This window comes from Barnesiella sp. An55 (assembly GCF_002161555.1).
Lineage (GTDB): Bacteria > Bacteroidota > Bacteroidia > Bacteroidales > Barnesiellaceae > Barnesiella > Barnesiella merdipullorum.
This window is the reverse complement of sequence record NZ_NFHZ01000009.1, coordinates 66,513-84,557: the sequence shown is the minus strand read 5'-3', so window position 1 is coordinate 84,557 and position 18,045 is coordinate 66,513. Positions and strand designations below refer to the sequence as shown.

The 18,045-nt window shown below is 55.4% G+C and carries 12 protein-coding genes; 5 read left to right on the top strand and 7 right to left on the bottom strand.

Features of this window, described 5'->3' with window-relative positions; genetic code table 11:
- Positions 1-4 precede the first annotated feature (4 nt).
- On the top strand, positions 5-1,438 hold the full coding sequence (locus B5G10_RS07140; RefSeq protein ID WP_087424042.1) for an NADH-quinone oxidoreductase subunit N: 1,434 nt from the start codon (positions 5-7) through the stop codon (positions 1,436-1,438).
- A gap of 94 nt (positions 1,439-1,532) precedes the next feature.
- Here the strand turns inward: B5G10_RS07140 and ccsA are convergent, their stop codons facing one another.
- The 5 genes from ccsA to B5G10_RS07115 all read right to left on the bottom strand — a co-directional run bounded on the left by ccsA (position 1,533) and on the right by B5G10_RS07115 (position 9,311).
- Positions 1,533-3,716 (bottom strand): cytochrome c biogenesis protein CcsA, encoded by a 2,184-nt coding sequence (gene ccsA / locus B5G10_RS12915; protein WP_087424041.1) that lies wholly within the window; start codon positions 3,714-3,716, stop codon positions 1,533-1,535.
- A 99-nt stretch (positions 3,717-3,815) separates the two neighbouring features.
- Positions 3,816-5,438, bottom strand: a complete 1,623-nt coding sequence (locus tag B5G10_RS07130) for a di-heme oxidoredictase family protein (protein ID WP_087424040.1) — start codon at positions 5,436-5,438, stop codon at positions 3,816-3,818.
- A gap of 22 nt (positions 5,439-5,460) precedes the next feature.
- Positions 5,461-6,684: an imelysin family protein gene (locus B5G10_RS07125; protein WP_087424039.1), complete on the bottom strand. Its 1,224-nt coding sequence runs from the start codon at positions 6,682-6,684 to the stop codon at positions 5,461-5,463.
- A gap of 39 nt (positions 6,685-6,723) precedes the next feature.
- The gene (locus B5G10_RS07120) at positions 6,724-8,178 is read right to left on the bottom strand and encodes a hypothetical protein (RefSeq protein WP_241147734.1); all 1,455 of its coding nucleotides are present in this window, start codon (positions 8,176-8,178) and stop codon (positions 6,724-6,726) included.
- A 206-nt stretch (positions 8,179-8,384) separates the two neighbouring features.
- Positions 8,385-9,311, bottom strand: coding sequence for a helix-turn-helix domain-containing protein (locus B5G10_RS07115; protein ID WP_087424038.1), 927 nt, complete (start codon positions 9,309-9,311; stop codon positions 8,385-8,387).
- A 179-nt stretch (positions 9,312-9,490) separates the two neighbouring features.
- Here B5G10_RS07115 and B5G10_RS07110 point away from each other — a divergent pair, with 179 nt between their 5' ends.
- Genes B5G10_RS07110 through B5G10_RS07100 form a run of 3 tightly spaced genes read left to right on the top strand, consistent with a single transcriptional unit; the run spans position 9,491 to position 15,021 of the window.
- Entirely contained in the window at positions 9,491-10,546 is a 1,056-nt protein-coding gene (locus B5G10_RS07110; protein ID WP_087424037.1) for an efflux RND transporter periplasmic adaptor subunit, read from the top strand.
- A complete protein-coding gene (locus tag B5G10_RS07105; protein WP_087424036.1) occupies positions 10,546-13,692 on the top strand; it encodes an efflux RND transporter permease subunit in 3,147 nt (1,048 codons plus the stop codon). Before B5G10_RS07110 ends, B5G10_RS07105 begins: the two co-directional genes overlap by 1 nt.
- Positions 13,693-13,704: 12 nt before the next feature.
- Positions 13,705-15,021: a TolC family protein gene (locus tag B5G10_RS07100; RefSeq protein WP_087424035.1), complete on the top strand. Its 1,317-nt coding sequence runs from the start codon at positions 13,705-13,707 to the stop codon at positions 15,019-15,021.
- Between the two features lie 149 nt (positions 15,022-15,170).
- Here B5G10_RS07100 and B5G10_RS07095 read toward each other — a convergent pair whose 3' ends face one another.
- Together B5G10_RS07095 and pta are read right to left on the bottom strand one after the other, a co-directional pair.
- The gene (locus B5G10_RS07095; RefSeq protein WP_087424034.1) at positions 15,171-16,379 is read right to left on the bottom strand and encodes an acetate kinase; all 1,209 of its coding nucleotides are present in this window, start codon (positions 16,377-16,379) and stop codon (positions 15,171-15,173) included.
- A 19-nt stretch (positions 16,380-16,398) separates the two neighbouring features.
- Positions 16,399-17,406: a phosphate acetyltransferase gene (gene pta / locus B5G10_RS07090; RefSeq protein ID WP_087424033.1), complete on the bottom strand. Its 1,008-nt coding sequence runs from the start codon at positions 17,404-17,406 to the stop codon at positions 16,399-16,401.
- Between the two features lie 230 nt (positions 17,407-17,636).
- Between pta and B5G10_RS07085 the strand changes: the two genes are divergently transcribed.
- A complete protein-coding gene (locus tag B5G10_RS07085; protein ID WP_087424032.1) occupies positions 17,637-18,020 on the top strand; it encodes an START-like domain-containing protein in 384 nt (127 codons plus the stop codon).
- Positions 18,021-18,045: the final 25 nt, after the last annotated feature.

The following is an 18,045-nucleotide window of genomic DNA, read 5'->3' as shown; positions in this document are numbered from 1 at the left end:
GTATATGGATTATTCACAGTTTTTAGTTATGCGCTCGGAAATATCGCTGCTGGTTGTATTCTTGCTGATATTTCTGATAGACACCTTTGGAGGGCAAAAGAGCCTCAAAGGATTATCGATTACAGCGTGTGTCTTGTTTGCCTTGCATACGGTCTGGAACATTATACCGGTCGAGTCGGCTTCGGCATTCGGCGGCATGTATCACACATCGCCTATGGCCTCGATGGTAAAGACCGTGCTTAATATAGGTACCTTTATTGTGTTGCTGCAATCTATCTCGTGGAGCGCCACTCCCGATGTGAAACTGCGTCGGGGCGAATTCTACGAATTGTTGCTGGTGACCCTCTTCGGTATGTACCTGATGGTTTCGTCGGGACACTTCCTGCTCTTCTTCATCGGGCTCGAGACGGCTTCGCTGCCTATGGCTGCACTTATCGCCATCACCAAGAAAGACTCCGAGTCGTATGAGGCCGGTGCCAAATACCTCTTTACGGCAGTCTTCTCGTCGGCCCTCTTCCTGTTGGGCCTCTCGTTTCTGTATGGTGTTGCAGGTTCGCTCTATTTCGACGACATTGCCACTTCTGTTGCTGCCAACAGCACGCCGCTGTTTATTGCCACGCTCGTCTTTGTACTGGCCGGCATGGGATTCAAGTTGTCGTTGGTTCCCTTCCACTTGTGGACGGCCGACGTATATGAAGGAGCCCCCACGCAGGTAACCTCTTACCTGTCGGTTATCTCGAAAGGTTCGGCAGCCTTTGCACTCATGCTCGTTCTTTACAAGGTATTTGCCTTTGAGCCGGCTGTATGGCAAGGCATCATGTGGGCATTGATTGTACTCACCATTACCGTGGGTAACTTGTTTGCCATCCGTCAGAAGAACCTGAAACGCTTTCTGGCCTTCTCGTCAATCTCGCAAGCCGGTTACATCATGTTGGGTATCGTTGCCGATTCCATTCAAGGAACAACGGCTTTGGTTTACTATGTATTGGTTTACATCTTCTCCAACCTGGCTGCCTTCGGGGTTATCTCGTCGATCGAGCACAACACCGGCAAGGTGAGCATGGACGACTACAACGGCTTGTACAAGACCAATCCCAAGCTGAGTGTGATCATGATGCTGGCCATGTTCTCGTTGGCCGGTATCCCGCCGTTCGCCGGGTTCTTCAGCAAGTTCTTCATCTTTGCTTCGGCCATTCACTCGGGCTTCTATATCTTGGTGCTCATTGCCTTGTTGAACACGATTATCTCGCTCTACTACTATCTGCTGGTAGTAAAGGCCATGTTTATCAACACCGAAAACGAGTGTGTGATTGCCCCCTTCCGTAGCGACAACGGTTCGCGCGTGAGCCTGGTGGTTTGCGTAGCCGGTATCCTGTTGCTGGGTATCGCCAGCTGTGTATATGGCTACTTTGCCGACCTCAGCGTGCTGGGTATCTGATCGGACGAAAATCTTATTCCATAATAGGCCAACGGCCGAGGAGCAGATTGCTCTTCGGCCGTTGCTTTTTTTGCGGGGGTATGGTTGGGGAGTGTCAGGCATAGCTGTGCATGCCGCCCAGCAGGAAGTTGACCCCGAAGTAGGTGATGAGTACGCAGAAGAAGGCTGCCACGCAGAAGGTGTGAAAGAAGAGGGGGCGCCTGAAGCGGGGGAGCGAATCGGGGTGCAGGGCCAGGGCATAGACGAGCCAGGTAATGAGGGCCCATACCTCTTTGGGGTCCCAACCCCAGTAGCGGCCCCACGAGATATTGGCCCAGACGGCCCCCACGAAGATTCCGGCTGCCAGGACGAAGACGGCGGGGTAGAGCAGAATGCGCCCGACGGTCTGCAGTTGCTCGCTTGACCGGCGGTGGTTCCGGTAGAGTACGAGTCCGGCCAAGCCGTTGAACATGACAAAGGCCAGCAGCGTGTAGGCCAGCATGACCAGTACCACATGCACCGAGAGCAGGGGCGAGGTGAGTACCGGCATGAGCGGGGTAATCTGGGGATTCGATTCGCCCATCATCGCTACCAGCATGGCCAACCCGCTCACCAGGTAGCCGAACGGCATAATCAGGATGAATTGCCGGTGGCTCAGCAGCGTCACACCCAGGGCACACCAGGCCATGAACTGCATGGTCTCGAAGCCGTTGGCGAGGGGCCAGTGGCCGGCGATATAGCCGCGCAGCGACAGCGTGGCCGACAGGTAGACAAAGCCGAGGAGTATCCCGACCCACAACATCCGCCGAATCGAGGTCGACCCTGCACGCCCGCGGGTGATGCACCGGCAGGCGTAGACAAAGGCGGCCGCTCCTGCCACGATGAGCAGAATAGCCACTACCAGTGAGTGGCCCAGCCGGTTGTAGAGCAGCTCGGCCTGCAGCCGGGTGGCCGAGGGGTAAGCCTCGCCGCAGCACTTCTGCTGGTATTGCCCTATCTTTGCGAGTACCTGCGACAATGTTGTGTAGTCGCGCTGGGCCACCAGTTCGTTCACATAGTTCATCGATTGCCCGATGAACAGAGCCTGTTCATAAGGCAGCTCGCGGGGCAGCACGTCGACCTGCGAGACCCAGTGCAGCGTGTCGTTGAGACGGTAGGGGTAGATTTGCAACAGGGAGCCGGTGCAGAGCATGGCCACGAGGTTGAACTTTTCGTTGGCCTCGTTCACGCCCCGGTCGTCGGTCTGTCCGGGTCGATAGTCCCGCAGAGCCCGGTTGAAGTCGGTGAGCCGGGCATATCGCCCCTCTATGCCGAGCAGCCGCCGTGCCTCGCGGCTTTTTATCTTGATCATGGGCTCCTGTTTCCATTCGTCGTAGTAGAAGAGCCACCCGGAGAGCACCTGTTCGGGGGTGAGCCCTCGGTAACTGCTTTTGCCGCAGAGTTTCACCGTGAAGTCGCGGGCCAGCGTGGAGAGAGGGCAGATGCGCTGGTTGTAGTAGATGCAGAGCTCTCCCAGTCGGGAGGCATGTTCCCGGGGCAGGGTGGGTGGAGCCGGTTCGGCCGCTTGTGCCGGGAGTACGGTTGCCAGTCCCGCGACGATGCCGAGACCGATGCCCCGCAGGGCCCGGCTGTGCAGCAGGCGGCGGAAGGTGCCTTGCCGGTCGATGAGTTGGGCCGCCATGGCCACGAGCAGCAACAGGTAGCCGGTGTAGGTGATGGCGATGCCCCAGGGGTCGTGAGCCACCGAGAGGCGCGTGCCCGCCCCGTCGCTGTCGTAGGACGACTGGTAGAAGCGGTAGCCTCGGTAGCGGGCAATGCGGTTCATGGCGATGGTCTCGCTGCGGCTCTGCTCCTCGTCGGCGAGGGTGACACAACTCACAAAGTCGAGGGGAGCCCGGGTGCCGGGGTAGTATTCGATGTAGAACCGTTCGAGCGCGACCGTGAAGGGGAGGGGCTGTTCCTGCCCGTCGCTGTCGAGGTAGACGGCGGCGGGGGCTTCGCCCAGACGCAGATGCAGGGTGCCCTGTCGGCCGGTGAGCCAGGTGACGAATGCTCCGCCCAGAATAACCAGCAGGGCCAGATGCAGCAACCAGGTGGCCGGACGCAGTGCGCGGTGGCGCAGCAGATAGGCGGCGGCCAGCAGGGCCAGGACAAACCAGAGAGCCACGAAAGCAGGCGACTGGTAGATGTGACGGGCGACAAACGGTGTGCCCAGTTCCTTCTCGACGATGGTCGCTGCGGTCAATACACACAGCACGGCGGCCAGCAGGGCGAATGTAGTTCGTTTGAGTAGTTTCATTGTTAGAGGAGTAGGGGTTTCTTGATACCTCAAAATGCCGACGCGTGAGGCGCCGGCATTTCATAAGTCTTTGTAAAGTAAGTTTACGTAGGGCGACGATTAAATCGCATCGATGAATTTTACTACCGCCTCGCGGTCTTCCCGGCTTAGGGCACGGAATTTTTCGACCGACTGCCGGGCATCGCTCTCGGGGGCTCCGTGCCACATGATGGCTTCAATCACGTTGCGGGCACGGCAGTCATGCAGCCGGTCGCTTTCGAACGAGCCGGTACATTTCTGATGCAGCCCTCTGCCCCACAGAGGAGTGGTGCGGCACCAGCCGGTGCGAATATCGTTCTGCATGTGCAGGCGGTGTTGTACCAGGTCGGTGTAAGGCCATATTTTTTGGTGAGGATAGCGGGGCAGTTCGGTGCCGCGGGTGAAGAATCCGCTGGGATCGGTATAGCGGTCTTCACCGGTTGTCCAGGTGGGGCGATGGCAATAGCTGCACCCCATCTCGGTAAACAGTTGCTTGCCCCGTTGTATCGTGGGGTCGTCGAGATTGCGTGCTGCCGGTACAGCCAGTCCCCGGTGCCATACCATCAGGTCGGTGTAGTATTCGTCGCTCATCTCGACCGGCAGGTCGGTCGCCATCAGATAGTTGTAGATGTCTTGTTCGACTCCGGCCTCGGTTTTCCGTTCGGGGAAATAGTCGTAGAAGCGAGCCTGAACCTCGGGGTCTTTCGACGCCTTCTCGGCATAGGCCTGAGTCATGTAATGATAGCGGCGGTTCGAACGGGTCACGTTGGTGATGTTCCAGATGGCGTTGGAGCCGGCGGCATCCTGCAAGGGGCCGCGGCTGAGGGCATAGGTGAACCGATAGGGGTGCTTCTCGCCCGTACCTCCGTCGCCGGGGCGGTTGTTGCTGTACTGGCTTACCCACTCGCCGTTTTGGAAGATTTTGGGGTTCAATGCGAAATAGTTGTCTTTCTCCTGTTTGGCATATTCGGCTTTCAAGTCCTCGTCGTCGATGGCATCAAGCAGTCCCGTGCCGTAGATGCCGATGGTCGATTCGAGCCGGATATTTACCTGGTCGGGCGAAAGGGTGCGGCCGTCGGTGGTGATGAGATCGACATAGTAGGCGTCGGCGGGAATCGTCACTTCGGGGTAGACCAATTCATAGGTGGTACCGTCGGCAAAGGTATTTCCCCAGCTGTCGGTATACGGTTTCCAGGAAATCTTGATTTTCGCAGGGTCTATCGGAGCCTTGAAAGGCTCGACGGCAAAGAGTTGCGGCATGCCTGTGAGCGAGGCGATGTAGTTGTCGTTGTCGTCATAGATGACCAGCAGGTATCCGTTGCCTATCTCGGTGGCATTGAAGGTCCCTTCCTGACGTTTGCCGTGGCCGTAACCCGGGTGGCAGTGCATGCAGGAGGTGCGGATATAGAGCGGTCCCAGTCCGCCGCGAACCGAACCGTCGGAGGCCGGGGTGAAAATCTTTTCGAACAGGGCTTCACCGTTCTTGAACGAGGTGCTCATGCCGGCATTCTCGACGGCGGCCGACGGTTGTTCGAAGGCCGATGAGGTGGTGTTGAAGGCGGTACCCAGCTGGCCGCCCGTGTAATACTCTTCCGACAACTGCGGTGTAACGGGACGGGGTGTGTCGTCGGGGTTGTCATCTGTGCAACCGGCGACGCACAGCGCCGCCGTTGCAAAAGCCAGTAAAAAGGGATAAGATTTCATAGCTTTTGAAATTATGTGTTGTTTATTGTCCTATGGCCGATTGTGCTTCGTCGAGAGCCTTTTTCAAGTCGTTGCAAGCCGTCGTGGCCTTTTTCCACAGCTCGTTGTGCGAGCCGGCGTAGTTGACAAAGGGGGCTGGAGCTGCATCGATGGCGTTCAATGCCGCCTCGATGGCATTGCGTACGGCTGTGTCGGCCGTGGGGTTGATGCTGGCCAGGTAGTTGCTCACCGACGGGTCGCCCACGTTCATGCCCAGATAGGCGTTCTTGATGCTGACGATGTTGTCGTAGAAATCGACTTTGGAGTTTTTGGCATAGGGCGATTCGATGTAGCTGAGGTCTTCCGAAGCTCCGGCCGCGGCCTCGTTGGGGCGGCCTATCTTCTGGTTGCCCACTTCGTCGGCTATGTCCGAGCAGCCTTGGATAATTTCCTGGGCAGCTTCGAGGTAGCTTTTGTATTTGCTGCCGCCTTTACCGGCGTTTTTCATGCTTTCGCCGTAGTTGAAGGTCGGTTCGAGTTCGGCTTCGGTCAGCAAGGTTTGTTTTTGGCTCGATACGTTGGCCAGTCCTTTCCATGAAGCTTCGAGCCGCACGCATTGGTTGGCCAGGTCGCCTGCCACGGCTGTGAGGTAGACCAGTTCTTCCTTGCGGCTGAAAGCTCCGGAGCGTGCCTTGCCTGTGGTCGAAGAGGCATCGATCTGGTGGTCGAACAGCATGTATTCGATGGCGTGGAATCCCAGCAGGCCGTAGCCCAGACCGGCGGCATACTCGGCGTCCATCATGCCCATGCGCACCGGGTCGTCGAGCAGGGCTTGCAGGTCGGTAGCGTTGAGCGGCCACGAGTCGATATGGGGGTCGATGTTGTAGTCGCCGGCGGCTCCGTAGAGGAATGCTTCGCTCAGCTCCCACTGCTTGCGGGCTTCATACCATTTGGCACAAGCCTGTTCGACTATCGTTTTTGTCTCGGTGCTTAATGAGCCCGAGGCAGCGATGTCGGTCGAGGCATTGGCTTGGGCCGAGGTTTCGATTTGGGAACAGAGGTCGGCCAGTTCGAGGCAGGCATCGGCCAGCGAAGTGTAGGTAGGTATGACCGTTTTTTCGACGAATGCGGTTGCTGCCGATTGCAATGCCGTTTCGCGCTGTTCTTCCCAAGAGAAATCTTTCTCTTCTTCCGTGCAGGACACACCGCCGAGCAGCAGGGCCGACAAAGCAAATAGTTGTAACGAATTTCTGAAAACTCTTTTCATTGTAATAAATGGTTTTATGATTGAAACAATACGGTTTGATTATCTCGTGAACAGCCCCGAGTAGGCGATGCCTATCGATATGGCGGGCTCGTTGTTGTAGTGGCCTGTGCAGGTGGCTCCGCTGGAGTCGGTATAGGTGTAGGAGTTGGCATTGAGCAACCCGATGCTGTATTCGGCCTTGATGACAATCGATTTCATGGGGTAGTAGTTGATACCGGCGGCGATGCGTTGGCGTCCGCACCATTTGTAGTGCTGCACGCGGGCGGGCGTCTTGAACATCGAGTCGTAGTAGTCGTATCGGCCGAAGAGGTAGAGGCGTTGGTTGCGGTCGTGCAGTTTGGGCGAGAATGAGAAGAAATCATATCCGGCCTCGATGCCGGTGGCGATGGCATCAGATGCAACGGCTTGCTTCGACGATACCGACGAGGCCGACATGCTTCCATTGAAGGCGGTAATCATATCGGCGTCGGAGAGGTGGCCGTAATCGAAATGTCCCCGTACAATCCAGTTATGGGCGTCGTAGGCAAAGTCGAAAGCTCCGATGAGCACGGTACCCTTTACACCTCGGTAGCGGCTGTTGGTTTGCGGATAGAGCGTATTCTTGAAACTGTTGCCACCGTATCCGCTCACACTCAGGCGCAGGCCGGGAACCGAGAAATTGTCGACCCGAAAGGCCCCGGCATAGGTGTTTCCTATCTTGAACTCGTAGGGGCTACCGGCACCGTCGTGTATCCAGCCTTTGCTGTTGAAGCGGTCGGAGTCGAGTCCCGGCAGAAACATCACCTCATAGCGCCATTGGTTGCCCAGCATGCCCCACAGACTGATGCCCGTTTCGTGCCACGTACAGGGCAGTATCGTGTTCTCCCCTTCGGGACGGTATACACCGAAGAACTCGGTGGGGGTGTGGTGCATGTTGGTGGCGCCTACCGGCACGATGATGTGGCCCAAGCGCAGATTGAGGGCTCGGGAGAAGCTCTTTTGAATCCAAAATTGTTCGAGTGCGACTTCTCCGCCTCGTTCGATTTCCGATTCATATTCTCCGGCTTCCTCCTCTTCGATTTCGACGGCACTTTCGGTGCCGCCGTGTTCAAACTCGATTTCGGTACCCATGCTCCAACCGCGGCCAAAGTCATAGCCGAGGAAGATGACCACATGGGGCAGGTCGAAACGGCCGTGGCTCTCGCCCTTATGCAGATGGGCATCCTGGTATTTTTTATAATCGTCGCTGAAAAAATTGCGAGAGGCAACGGCTTCGCCATATCCGCCGATGGTGAGGCGGGGTTTGCGCGGTTCGGCCACCGCAGCTTCGACGGGAGGCTCCTGGCGGAGTTCTTCCAGAATCTCGGCTTTCAGTTCTGCTTTTAACTGTTCTCTTTTCGTGGCCGGGAGCGAGGTGGCCCCCGATACGGCATCGACTGTTGTTTCATCGCCTTGCGCTGCTGCCGGCAGGGCAAGTGACAGGCCCAGCGCAAGCCATAGGAATTTTCGTTGCATAGGTTCTCTTTTTTGGATTTCCGATGCAAAGGTATAGGGGGGCTTTCGGGGGGTCAATACCTATAATTTAGTAAAAAAAGGTTAGGTTTGGTATATTTTAGGTAAAACGATAGCGTTGCGGTCGAATGGGACAGACCGTTTTAAGAAGGATGGATGAGAATAAATATGTATTGATAGCCAAATGATTATGACGGTTTTAGAACTTGTTACGAATCTTGATAGGCCGACGGGGAGCAGCCTACCGCCTTTTTGAAGTAGCTGCCGAAGAACGACTGGTTGGCGAAGTTGAGCAGGTCGCTCACCTGTTGCACGTTGTATTTCCCGCTTTTCAACAGCGCCTTGGCCTCGAGTATGACATAGTCGCGAATCCAGTCACCGGCGTGGCGATTGCTGATGTCGAAAATCACCTGCGAAAGATATTTGGGGGTGATGCACAACTGGTTGGCATAGAAACCGATGCTTCGCTCCTGGGTGTAATGTTGCCTGAGCAGCTCGATGAACTGGTCGAAAATCTGTTTTTTGCGCGAGACATACTGGGTGTCTTGCTGTTCGACGTAGGGGCTCATCAACTGGCAGATGTTGTAATAGAATATTTGTGTGTAATTGTTGAGAATTTCATGGGTGAAAAGCTCCTCGGGTCGAAGTATCTTCTGGCGCATGTGGTGATAAAGCTCCATCATCTCGTCCATCTCTCGGTCGGAGAGTTGCAACATGGCGTTGTTGATGAGGAACTTACGCATGATGAGTGCGCTTTGGGTATTGTTTTCGGGAATGTTGTTGACCGTGTCAAATGCAATAATGGCCATGCGGCTGTCGGGAGTGATCTCTACACATTGTGCAATGGCCCCGGGAGTGACTATCTGGATGCAATTGCGTTGCAATTCATATTCATTCAGGTTCAGATTGACCCGCATGTGGCCGTTGAGGCAGAGAATCATCATGGCAAACTGTATCTTGAACGGGTAGGGCGATGTGATGAATGTGAGCACCTCGGGGTTATCCAGCAGGTTTGAGGTGATGTTTGAATCGTCGAAGTTGTCGGACAAGAAAAGTTCGTTGTGATATACACATGCCCGCTCGTTGAAGGGCAGCATGTGCAAATTCAGGGTGCTGAGTGTCGGATTTTGCTCCATGATTCATTGTCGATTTACAGGGGCGAATATACCTATTTGAATAAGAAATAGCTCAAATTTCTTGTTAAATAGAGTTCTGTATCGACTTTTTGAACAATATGCAGGACGACCGCAACAAACTGCTGTCATCGAAAAGGTGGAAATTTGCAGCTGTGAAATCAACTAAAAAACAAGATACGATGAAGAAAAATGTGTCTATTGTGGCAGCCGTTCTGTTGCTGTGTGCCTGTACTGGCGGAGACCGGGAGGGCTCTCGCGAGCGGAGTGTCTATCTTACTCGTCCCGTAGCTTTGAGCGAGGAGACGGTGAAATACTATTCGGGTATCGTGAAAGAGGCTCACGAGATAAGCCTTGGGTTCAAAACCGCGGGGCAGATTGCCCGTATTCATGTGAGCGAGGGCGACCGGGTGCATCGCGGCCAGTTGTTGGCCGAGCTTGACGATGCCGACTACCGGCTGGCGGTCGAGGCATTGCAGGTGCAGTATGACCAGGTGCGAGACGAAGTGAAGCGTACTGAGCGGCTGTTGGCACAGAAAAGTGTATCGGCCAACGACTACGAAAAGGCTTCGGCCGGATTGAAGCAGCTCGAGGTGCAGTTGCAGGCCAACAAGAATAAATTGAGTTATACGAAACTCTATGCCCCGACCGATGGCTATATACAGGCGGTCAATTTCTCGCCGGCCGAGATGGTCGATGCCGGTACCGCTCTGTTTACCCTGCTGGATGTGTCGCAAATGGAAGTCTCGGCCGATATCCCGGGCAGTGTGTACCGGCAGCGGGAAGAGTTCGAACGCTTCTTTTGTCGGGCCTCGGGCATTGACGGGGATATGCCTCTTACGCTCATGAGCCTCACCCCCAAGGCCGACGGCAATCAGTTGTATCGGTTGCAACTGGCTTTTGAAGGGCGTCCCGACCGTAACCTGACGGCTGGTAGGAATGTCGAGGTGGGAATCGTTCTGGGCGATTCGGCTTCGGCCCGTGGATTTGCCGTGCCGTTGCAGAGTCTTTTTGAGGAGGGCGACTCCTCGTGCGTGTGGGTATTCGGCCCCGACTCTACGGTGACCCGTCGCCGGGTGGTACTCGACGGAGTCGATGCCGACGGTCGTGCCGTTGTGATTGACGGGCTCACCGGCAATGAACAATTGGTGCGGGCCGGTGTGCGCCTGTTGCAAGAGGGAGATAAGGTGCGTGTAATCGAGGCACCCAGTAACACGAATGTAGGAGGATTGCTGTGATGAAGATAACTCGGTTTTTCATGCAATGCCCCATCCTCTTCTGGTCGTTGATGGTGGCGATTCTCATTGCCGGGGTGTTGTCGTTTGTGCAGATGCCCAAACTCGAAGACCCGGCCGTATCGGCCAAGCAGGCCATGGTTGTGGTATCGTGGCCGGGGGCCAGTGCCCACGAGATGGAGCTGAAGGTGGCCCAACTCATGGAGGATGAGTTGCGGGCACTCCCCAATGTCAAGAAGGTAAAGAGCGAGTGCCAGAACAGTGTGGCCATGTTTACCGTCGAGTTTCAGATGACGGTATTGAACCGCGACCTCGAACAGCACTTCGACCTGTTGCGGCGCAAGGTCAACGATGCGGCTGCCCGCTTGCCGCAGGGCTGTTACGAGCCTATCGTTATCGACGACATGATGGATGTCTATGGTATTTTTTATGCGCTCACGGCCGACGGATACGACTACCCCGAGATGTATCGCTATGCCCGCTATCTGCAACGCGAGTTGCTCGATGTTAAGGGAGTGAAGCGTATCAATATCGTGGGTAACCGCGACGAGGTAATCAATATTATCCTCTCGAAAGAGCAGATAGCCCGTAACGGTATTATTCCTACCCAAATCATGAGTACCCTGCAAAGTGCCGGAAAGACGGTCAATGCCGGCCGCTATGGCAGCGACGGCGAACGCATTGCTCTCTATGTCGATGGGGCGGTCAAGAACGAGGAGGATATACGCAACCTCCAGATACAGACTCTCGATGGCAATACGCTGCGCATTGGCGATATTGCTCGGGTAGAGCGGGGCTATGCAACCCCGCAACGCAACGGCTTCTTTGTCGATGGAAAACCGGCCCTGGCCATCTGCATTGCCATGGAGTCGTCGGCCATTGTGCCCGATGTGGGGCGTGCCGTTGATGCCCGGCTGGCCGAGGCCATGAAGAACATGCCGGCCGGCTTCTCTACCGAGAAGATATTTTTCCAGCCCGACAAGGTCGATGAGGCCATCTCGTCGTTCATGTGGAATCTGGTCGAGTCGGTGGTCATTGTTATCCTGGTACTCATCTTTACGATGGGTTGGCGCAGTGGACTCATTATCGGATTCGGACTGGTACTCACAGTGTGCGTCTCGTTCCCCATCCTGCTCATGTGCGGCACCACGTTGCAGCGCATCTCGCTGGGAGCTTTTATCGTGGCGATGGGTATGCTGGTCGATAATGCCGTGGTGATTATGGACGGTATCTTGATTGACAAAAAGCGAGGATTGCCCCCCGATACCTATCTCTACCGCATCGGGCGCAACACGGCCATGCCTCTGTTGGGTGCGACGATTATTGCCGCCTCAACGTTCCTGTGTGTCTATCTCTCGCCCGACTCGGCCGGCGAATATGCCGGCGACCTCTTTCTGGTGTTGTGTGTGAGTCTGTTGGCCAGTTGGGTGCTGGCTCTTATCCAGGTGCCCGTTTGTGCCCACTCGTGGTTGCCTCGTCGTGAGAAGAGCGGTACCGAGGCTTCGGGTGCAGTGATGAACTCGCCAGTGCATCGTTTCGTGCGCAAAGTCATATCGGTTCTTATCGGCTACAAGCGGGTTACCATCATCGGTGCGGTGGTGTTGCTGGTGCTGTGTCTGCTGGGGGCAAAGCAGGTGAAGAATCTCTTCTTCCCCGACTTTGACTACAAGCAGTTTGTGGTCGAGTGCTTCTTCCCCTCGGCCGCCAATGCCGACACGGTATGTGCCCGGTTGCTCGAGATGAGCGACAAGGTATCGCAGAACCCCAATATCGAGCGGGTGGCAGTGAGTCAGGGCAGCGCTCCGGCACACTACTGTCTGGTGCGGCCCATGACCTCGGGCGGCGATTGCTATGGCGAGTTGATTGTCGATTGCAAGGATTATCGCACGGTGGTCGAGCAGATACCGGTAGTGCGGGAGCAGTTGCGTCGGGAGTACCCCGACGCCTATATCCGCACGCGCAAATACAACTTCTCGATTTCTACCTCGCACACGGTCGAGGTGGAGTTCTCGGGACCCGACCCGGCCGTGTTGCGCCGGTTGAGCGCCCAGGCCGAGGAGATTATGCGCCGCTCGCCCTATGTCGATGCCTACTCGGTGCAGAATAACTGGAAACCCCGGGGAAAAGCTCTCGTGGCCGAGTTTGACCAGCAGGATGCCTTGCGCTCGGGTATCGGGCGCAGCGATGTGGCCAATGCCTTGTTGGCCGCTACCGACGGTATGCCGGTGGGTGTGCTCAATGATCAGAATCGTCAGATACTGCTCAATCTTGAGGTACGCAACGACGATGGTTCGCATATTCGCAATCTCGAAGATATACCGGTGTGGAGCATGCTTAACTTCCACTTGTCGAACGAGGCGTTGCAGAGTGCCTTGGCTGGCGGACAGAGCATGAGTGATTTGCAGGACCAACTCTTCAGGGCCACACCCTTGAGCAATGTGGCCCACCACATACGACTCGACTGGGACGAGGATGTAGTGTTGCGCATGAACGGCCGGCGGGTTATTGAGGCCGAGTGCGATCCCAACCCCTATTGCGACGAGGCTACTCCGGCCAAAGTGGTGGAGTCAATTAAAGACGAAATCGAGGCCATAGACCTGCCCGAGGGGTATCGCATGCGTTGGGTAGGCGAGGGTGAGCTGCAGGGCGAGGCCATAGGCAACCTGATGAAGTTTGTACCGCTCACGATATTTATTATTCTGGCCATTCTGCTGCTCCTCTTCAACAGCTGGCGCAAGGTGATACTGATTCTCCTCTGCATCCCCTTTGTCTTCTGTGGTATTACACCGGTGCTGCTGGTAAGTGGTCAGCCCTTCACTTTCATGGCCATCATTGGTATGATGGGTTTGATAGGCATGATGGTCAAGAATGCCATTGTGCTGGTCGATGAGATTAACCGGTTGCAGACTGAGGAGAAGCAGTCGCCCTATACGGCGGTAATCGAGGCTACGGTATCGCGTGTGCGCCCTGTGCTGATGGCTTCGTTGACCACCATCGTGGGCATGATTCCGCTCGTGACCGACCCCATGTACAGCTCGATGGCTATCACCATCATGGGTGGTCTCACCGTGGGTACAATCATTACGCTCGTGCTTTTGCCGCTCTTCTACGCGGCGATGTTCCGAATCAAGAAACCTGTTAACGTATAAAATAGAGAGACAATGAAATTCAACAGAATATATGCGATGGGCTTGGCCCTTTGCGTGGCCGGGTCGAACCTGGCTACAGCCCAGCCGTTGTTGCTTTCGCACGCTCAGTGCCGCGAGATGGCGCTGTCGCACAGCGAGGAGCTCGAACAGGCCGATATACGGCTGCGCCAAGCCGAACTCGACAACCGCATCGCCACAACGGCCTATCTGCCCAAATTCGAGGGGTCGGCCACCGGAGCCTATGTATTCCCCGATATCGACATGATGGGGATGGATCTGCGCATGCGGGGTATGTATATGGCCGGTATTACCCTCACCCAGCCTATCTATACGGGCGGGAAAATTATGGCCGGCAAACGCATGGCTCGCATTGGCGAGGCTGCCGCCGGGGAGCAGTTGCGCATGACCCGCATGGATGTCCTGGTCGATGCCGACAATGCCTATTGGACCTGTATCGCCGTCGATCGCAAGGTGCGTATGCTCGAAAGCTATTGTGCCCAGATGGATACCCTGTATGACCAGATGAGCGGTTCGCTCTCGGCCGGCATGATTATCGAGAACGACTTGTTGCGTATCAAGGCCAAGCAGAGCGAGATACACTATCAATTGCAAAAGGCTCGCAACGGTGCCGACTTGTGCCGCTTGTCGTTGTGCCGGTTGATTGGGGTGGACGATACCACGGCAATCGTGCCTACCGACACGACTTGGGTAGTTGCCGACCCCGGTCTGCTCACCGCCTCGATCGACAATCGTCCCGAACTCACGCTGCTCAAGCAGCAGGTCGAGGTGGGCAGGCAGCAAATAAAGAGTACACGGGCCGAGATGCTCCCTACGGTGGGACTGTCGGCCGGATATACTTATTATGGCAATATCAAGCTCAATAGTCTGGTCGATGTGGGCAACGGCACCATGATGCCCTATTCGCAAGAGTTTCGCGATGGCATAGGCATGGTGATGCTGGCGGTGAAGGTGCCGCTGTTTCACTGGGGCGAGGTGCATAAGAAGGTGCGCAAGGCTCGTTATGAGTTGCGTAGTGCCGAACTTGAATTGCAAAAGAATACCCGGTTGCTCAACCTCGAGGTGCAGCAGGCCATCCGCAATGTACAGGATGGTTACCGTCTTGTCGGTACGGCCGAGACAGGGGTGGAGCAGGCTCTCGAAAATCTGCGGGTCATGCGCAACCGTTACGAGTCGTCGATGGCTACGCTCACCGATTTGCTCGATGCTCAGTCGCAGTGGCAACAGGCCGAGAGCAATCTCATCGAGGCGCACACGCAATACAAGATTTACGAGACCCAATACTTGCGGGCTACGGGTCAACTTGAGTAATCCGGAATCATTTCCTTTTTTTCTTCTTTCATAGGAAAAGAGCCCTGCCGCAGCCCGTAACGGGCGAGCGGCAGGGCTCTTGTTTATGGCTCGAACGGCAGGCGGTTGAGCGGGAATCGTTCTACCGGCCTGTGTGTCGGTGACAGAATTTATTTCTTCAGGTTGTCGAGCACGGCTTTCGTGTCGGAGGCAATCATGTACTCCTCGTCGGTGGGGATTACAACCACCTTCACTTTCGAAGCCGGGGTGCTGATGAGGCTTTCGGTACCACGAATCGTCTTGTTCAGCTCGGCATCGATTTCTACGCCCATGAAGGCCAGCGGTTTGCACACGGCTTCGCGGGTTTGGGTCTGGTTCTCACCCACACCACCCGTGAACACAATGATATCGACACCTCCCAAGATGGCGGCATAGGCACCTATGTATTTGGTGATGCGGTATTCATACATTTGCAGGGCCAGGATGGCGCGTTCGTTACCGGCAGCTACACCAGCTTCGATGTCGCGCATGTCGGACGAAAGGCCCGAGATACCGGCCACACCGCTCTTCTTGTTCACCAGGTTGGCAATACCGGCCGAGTCGAGGTGCTCTTTGTCCATGAGGTAGGTGAGCACACCGGCATCGACATCGCCCGAGCGGGTACCCATCATCAATCCCTCGACAGGGGTCATACCCATGGAGGTGTCGATCGATTTGCCATCCTTGATGGCCGTGATGGAACCGCCGTTGCCAATGTGGCAGGTGATGATGCGTTGTTGTTCATAGGGTACGCCCAGGAATTCGCAGGCCCGGCGCGATACATAGCGGTGGCTGGTGCCGTGGAATCCGTAGCGGCGTATGCCATACTTGGTGTACAGGTCGTAGGGCAGGGCATACATGTAGGCATGTGCCGGCATGGTCTGGTGGAAGGCGGTGTCGAATACGCCTACCTGGGGAACCGAAGGCATCAGTTTCGAGATGGCATCGATGCCGGCCATGTTTACGGGGTTGTGCAACGGAGCTATGTCGTAGCACTCTTTTATCTTTTCGATTACCTCGTCGGTGATGAGTACACTGGTGTTGAACTTTTCACCGCCGTGAACGACACGGTGGCCTACGGCGTCGATTTCGTCGAACGATTTGATACATCCATACTCTTTGCTGGTGAGCACGTTGAGTATGTTTTGTATGGCAGCGTGGTGCTCGGGCATGGGGCTCTTGAGTATCACCTTCTCGCCGCTGGGCAAGGTGAGTTTCAGGAACGAGTCTTCCAGACCTATTTTTTCGGCACCGCCTTGGGCCAATACGGTTTTGGAGTCGATGTCGAACAGTTTGTATTTAACCGACGAACTACCGCAATTTAATACTAAGATCTTCATAAAGTATGTGGTATTAAGGTTATTTTTTCAAGCTGATGGCCTGGTTGCAGGTGATAGTAATCATCTTATAGATATCATCGACCGAGCAGCCGCGGGAGAGGTCGTTGACCGGTGCGGCAATACCTTGCAGGATAGGACCTACGGCTTCGGCGTGAGCCAGGCGTTGTACCAGTTTATAGGTGATGTTGCCCACTTCGAGCGAGGGGAATACCAGCACGTTGGCATGACCGGCGATTTCGCTGCCGGGAGCTTTGCTGGCCCCAACGGCGGGAACGATGGCGGCATCGGCCTGCAACTCGCCGTCGATTTTCAAGGTGGGCTCCATTTCGCGGGCCAGGCGGGTGGCTTCTACTACCTTATCGACCATCTCGTGGCTGGCACTGCCTTTCGACGAGAAGCTGAGCATGGCGATGCGGGGATCTATGCCGGCAATGTCGCGGGCGGTTTTGGCAGTCGATACGGCAATTTGAGCGAGCTCTTCGGCCGTGGGGTCGGGCAGCACGGCACAGTCGGCAAAGACCATGAGGCCGTTTTCGCCATACGACGTGTCGGGGATGAACATCAGGAAGGCCCCCGATACGACCTTCACGCCGGGAACGGTTTTGATAATCTGGAAGGCCGAACGCAATACGTTGCCTGTCGTGTTGCGGGCTCCGGCCACTTCGCCGTCGGCATCGCCGTTCTTGATCATGAGGCAGCCCAGATACAAGGGGTCTTCGACCAGTTGTTGAGCCTTTTCGAGGGTCATTCCCTTGGCTTTTCTCAACTCATAGAGCAGTTGGGTATAGGTCTCTTTCTTGTCGTGGTTGGCCGGGTTTACCAGCGTGGCCTTGTCGATGTGGGTCAAGTGATATTGATTGGCAAGCGCCCTTATTTCGTCGGGGTTGCCGATGAGGACTACGTCGGCTATGTTGTCGGCCAGGATTCGGTCGGCAGCCTGCAGAGTACGATCTTCTGTTCCTTCCGGTAAAACAATACGTTGTTTGTTTGCTCGGGCTTGTTCTACCATTCGTTCCATTAAATTCATAGTCGGATTGGTTTTATGTGGTTTTTACTACCTGCAAATGTAGCAATAAAATGTAATATCCAGTTTGCAATTCGAGGTAAATATTATATAAAATAGAGTGAAATTTCTTTTTCGTTCCATTTTTTCAAATTTTACTGCAAAAGATAGGAATAATATCTCTATATTCGCCGTCGGAAATAGGAACCCTTCCATCTGCCTGAAGGGGGAAATGCTATAATATTGAGAGGTTTATGAATAAAGAGAAGTTTGTGATAGAGTATGAGCTAAAAAGTGTTTCTCCTGCTTTGCTTTGGCCCTATATAGGAACCAAAAACGGGTTGTCGGATTGGTTTGCCGATGAGGTGCAGAGCGACGGAAAGTTGTTTACCTTCTTTTGGAACAAGACATCACAACAGGCACACCAGGTTGTCATGCGCACCGGCCTCTATATTCGTTTCCACTGGTTGGACGACGAGGAGAGCCGGAGCTATTTCGAGCTTCGCATCACGACTTCGGAGTTGACGGGTGCCACCATGCTGGCGGTTACCGATTTTGCCTACCCCGACGAGTTGGACGACAGCCGCGACTTGTGGGATCATCAGGTTGAGACCCTCCGCCGCAAATTGGGGGTGTAGCTCGGTATTTGACGGTGGCACCGTT

Excerpts from the sequence above, each read along its gene's own strand:
- ccsA (WP_087424041.1), bottom strand. The coding sequence starts at position 3,716 with ATGAAACTACTCAAACGAACTACATTCGCCCTGCTGGCCGCCGTGCTG.
- B5G10_RS07105 (WP_087424036.1), top strand. The coding sequence starts at position 10,546 with ATGAAGATAACTCGGTTTTTCATGCAATGCCCCATCCTCTTCTGGTCG.
- B5G10_RS07130 (WP_087424040.1), bottom strand. The coding sequence starts at position 5,438 with ATGAAATCTTATCCCTTTTTACTGGCTTTTGCAACGGCGGCGCTGTGC.
- B5G10_RS07115 (WP_087424038.1), bottom strand. The coding sequence starts at position 9,311 with ATGGAGCAAAATCCGACACTCAGCACCCTGAATTTGCACATGCTGCCC.
- B5G10_RS07140 (WP_087424042.1), top strand. The coding sequence starts at position 5 with ATGGATTATTCACAGTTTTTAGTTATGCGCTCGGAAATATCGCTGCTG.
- B5G10_RS07120 (WP_241147734.1), bottom strand. The coding sequence starts at position 8,178 with ATGCAACGAAAATTCCTATGGCTTGCGCTGGGCCTGTCACTTGCCCTG.
- B5G10_RS07085 (WP_087424032.1), top strand. The coding sequence starts at position 17,637 with ATGAATAAAGAGAAGTTTGTGATAGAGTATGAGCTAAAAAGTGTTTCT.
- B5G10_RS07125 (WP_087424039.1), bottom strand. The coding sequence starts at position 6,684 with ATGAAAAGAGTTTTCAGAAATTCGTTACAACTATTTGCTTTGTCGGCC.
- B5G10_RS07100 (WP_087424035.1), top strand. The coding sequence starts at position 13,705 with ATGAAATTCAACAGAATATATGCGATGGGCTTGGCCCTTTGCGTGGCC.
- B5G10_RS07095 (WP_087424034.1), bottom strand. The coding sequence starts at position 16,379 with ATGAAGATCTTAGTATTAAATTGCGGTAGTTCGTCGGTTAAATACAAA.
- pta (WP_087424033.1), bottom strand. The coding sequence starts at position 17,406 with ATGAATTTAATGGAACGAATGGTAGAACAAGCCCGAGCAAACAAACAA.
- B5G10_RS07110 (WP_087424037.1), top strand. The coding sequence starts at position 9,491 with ATGAAGAAAAATGTGTCTATTGTGGCAGCCGTTCTGTTGCTGTGTGCC.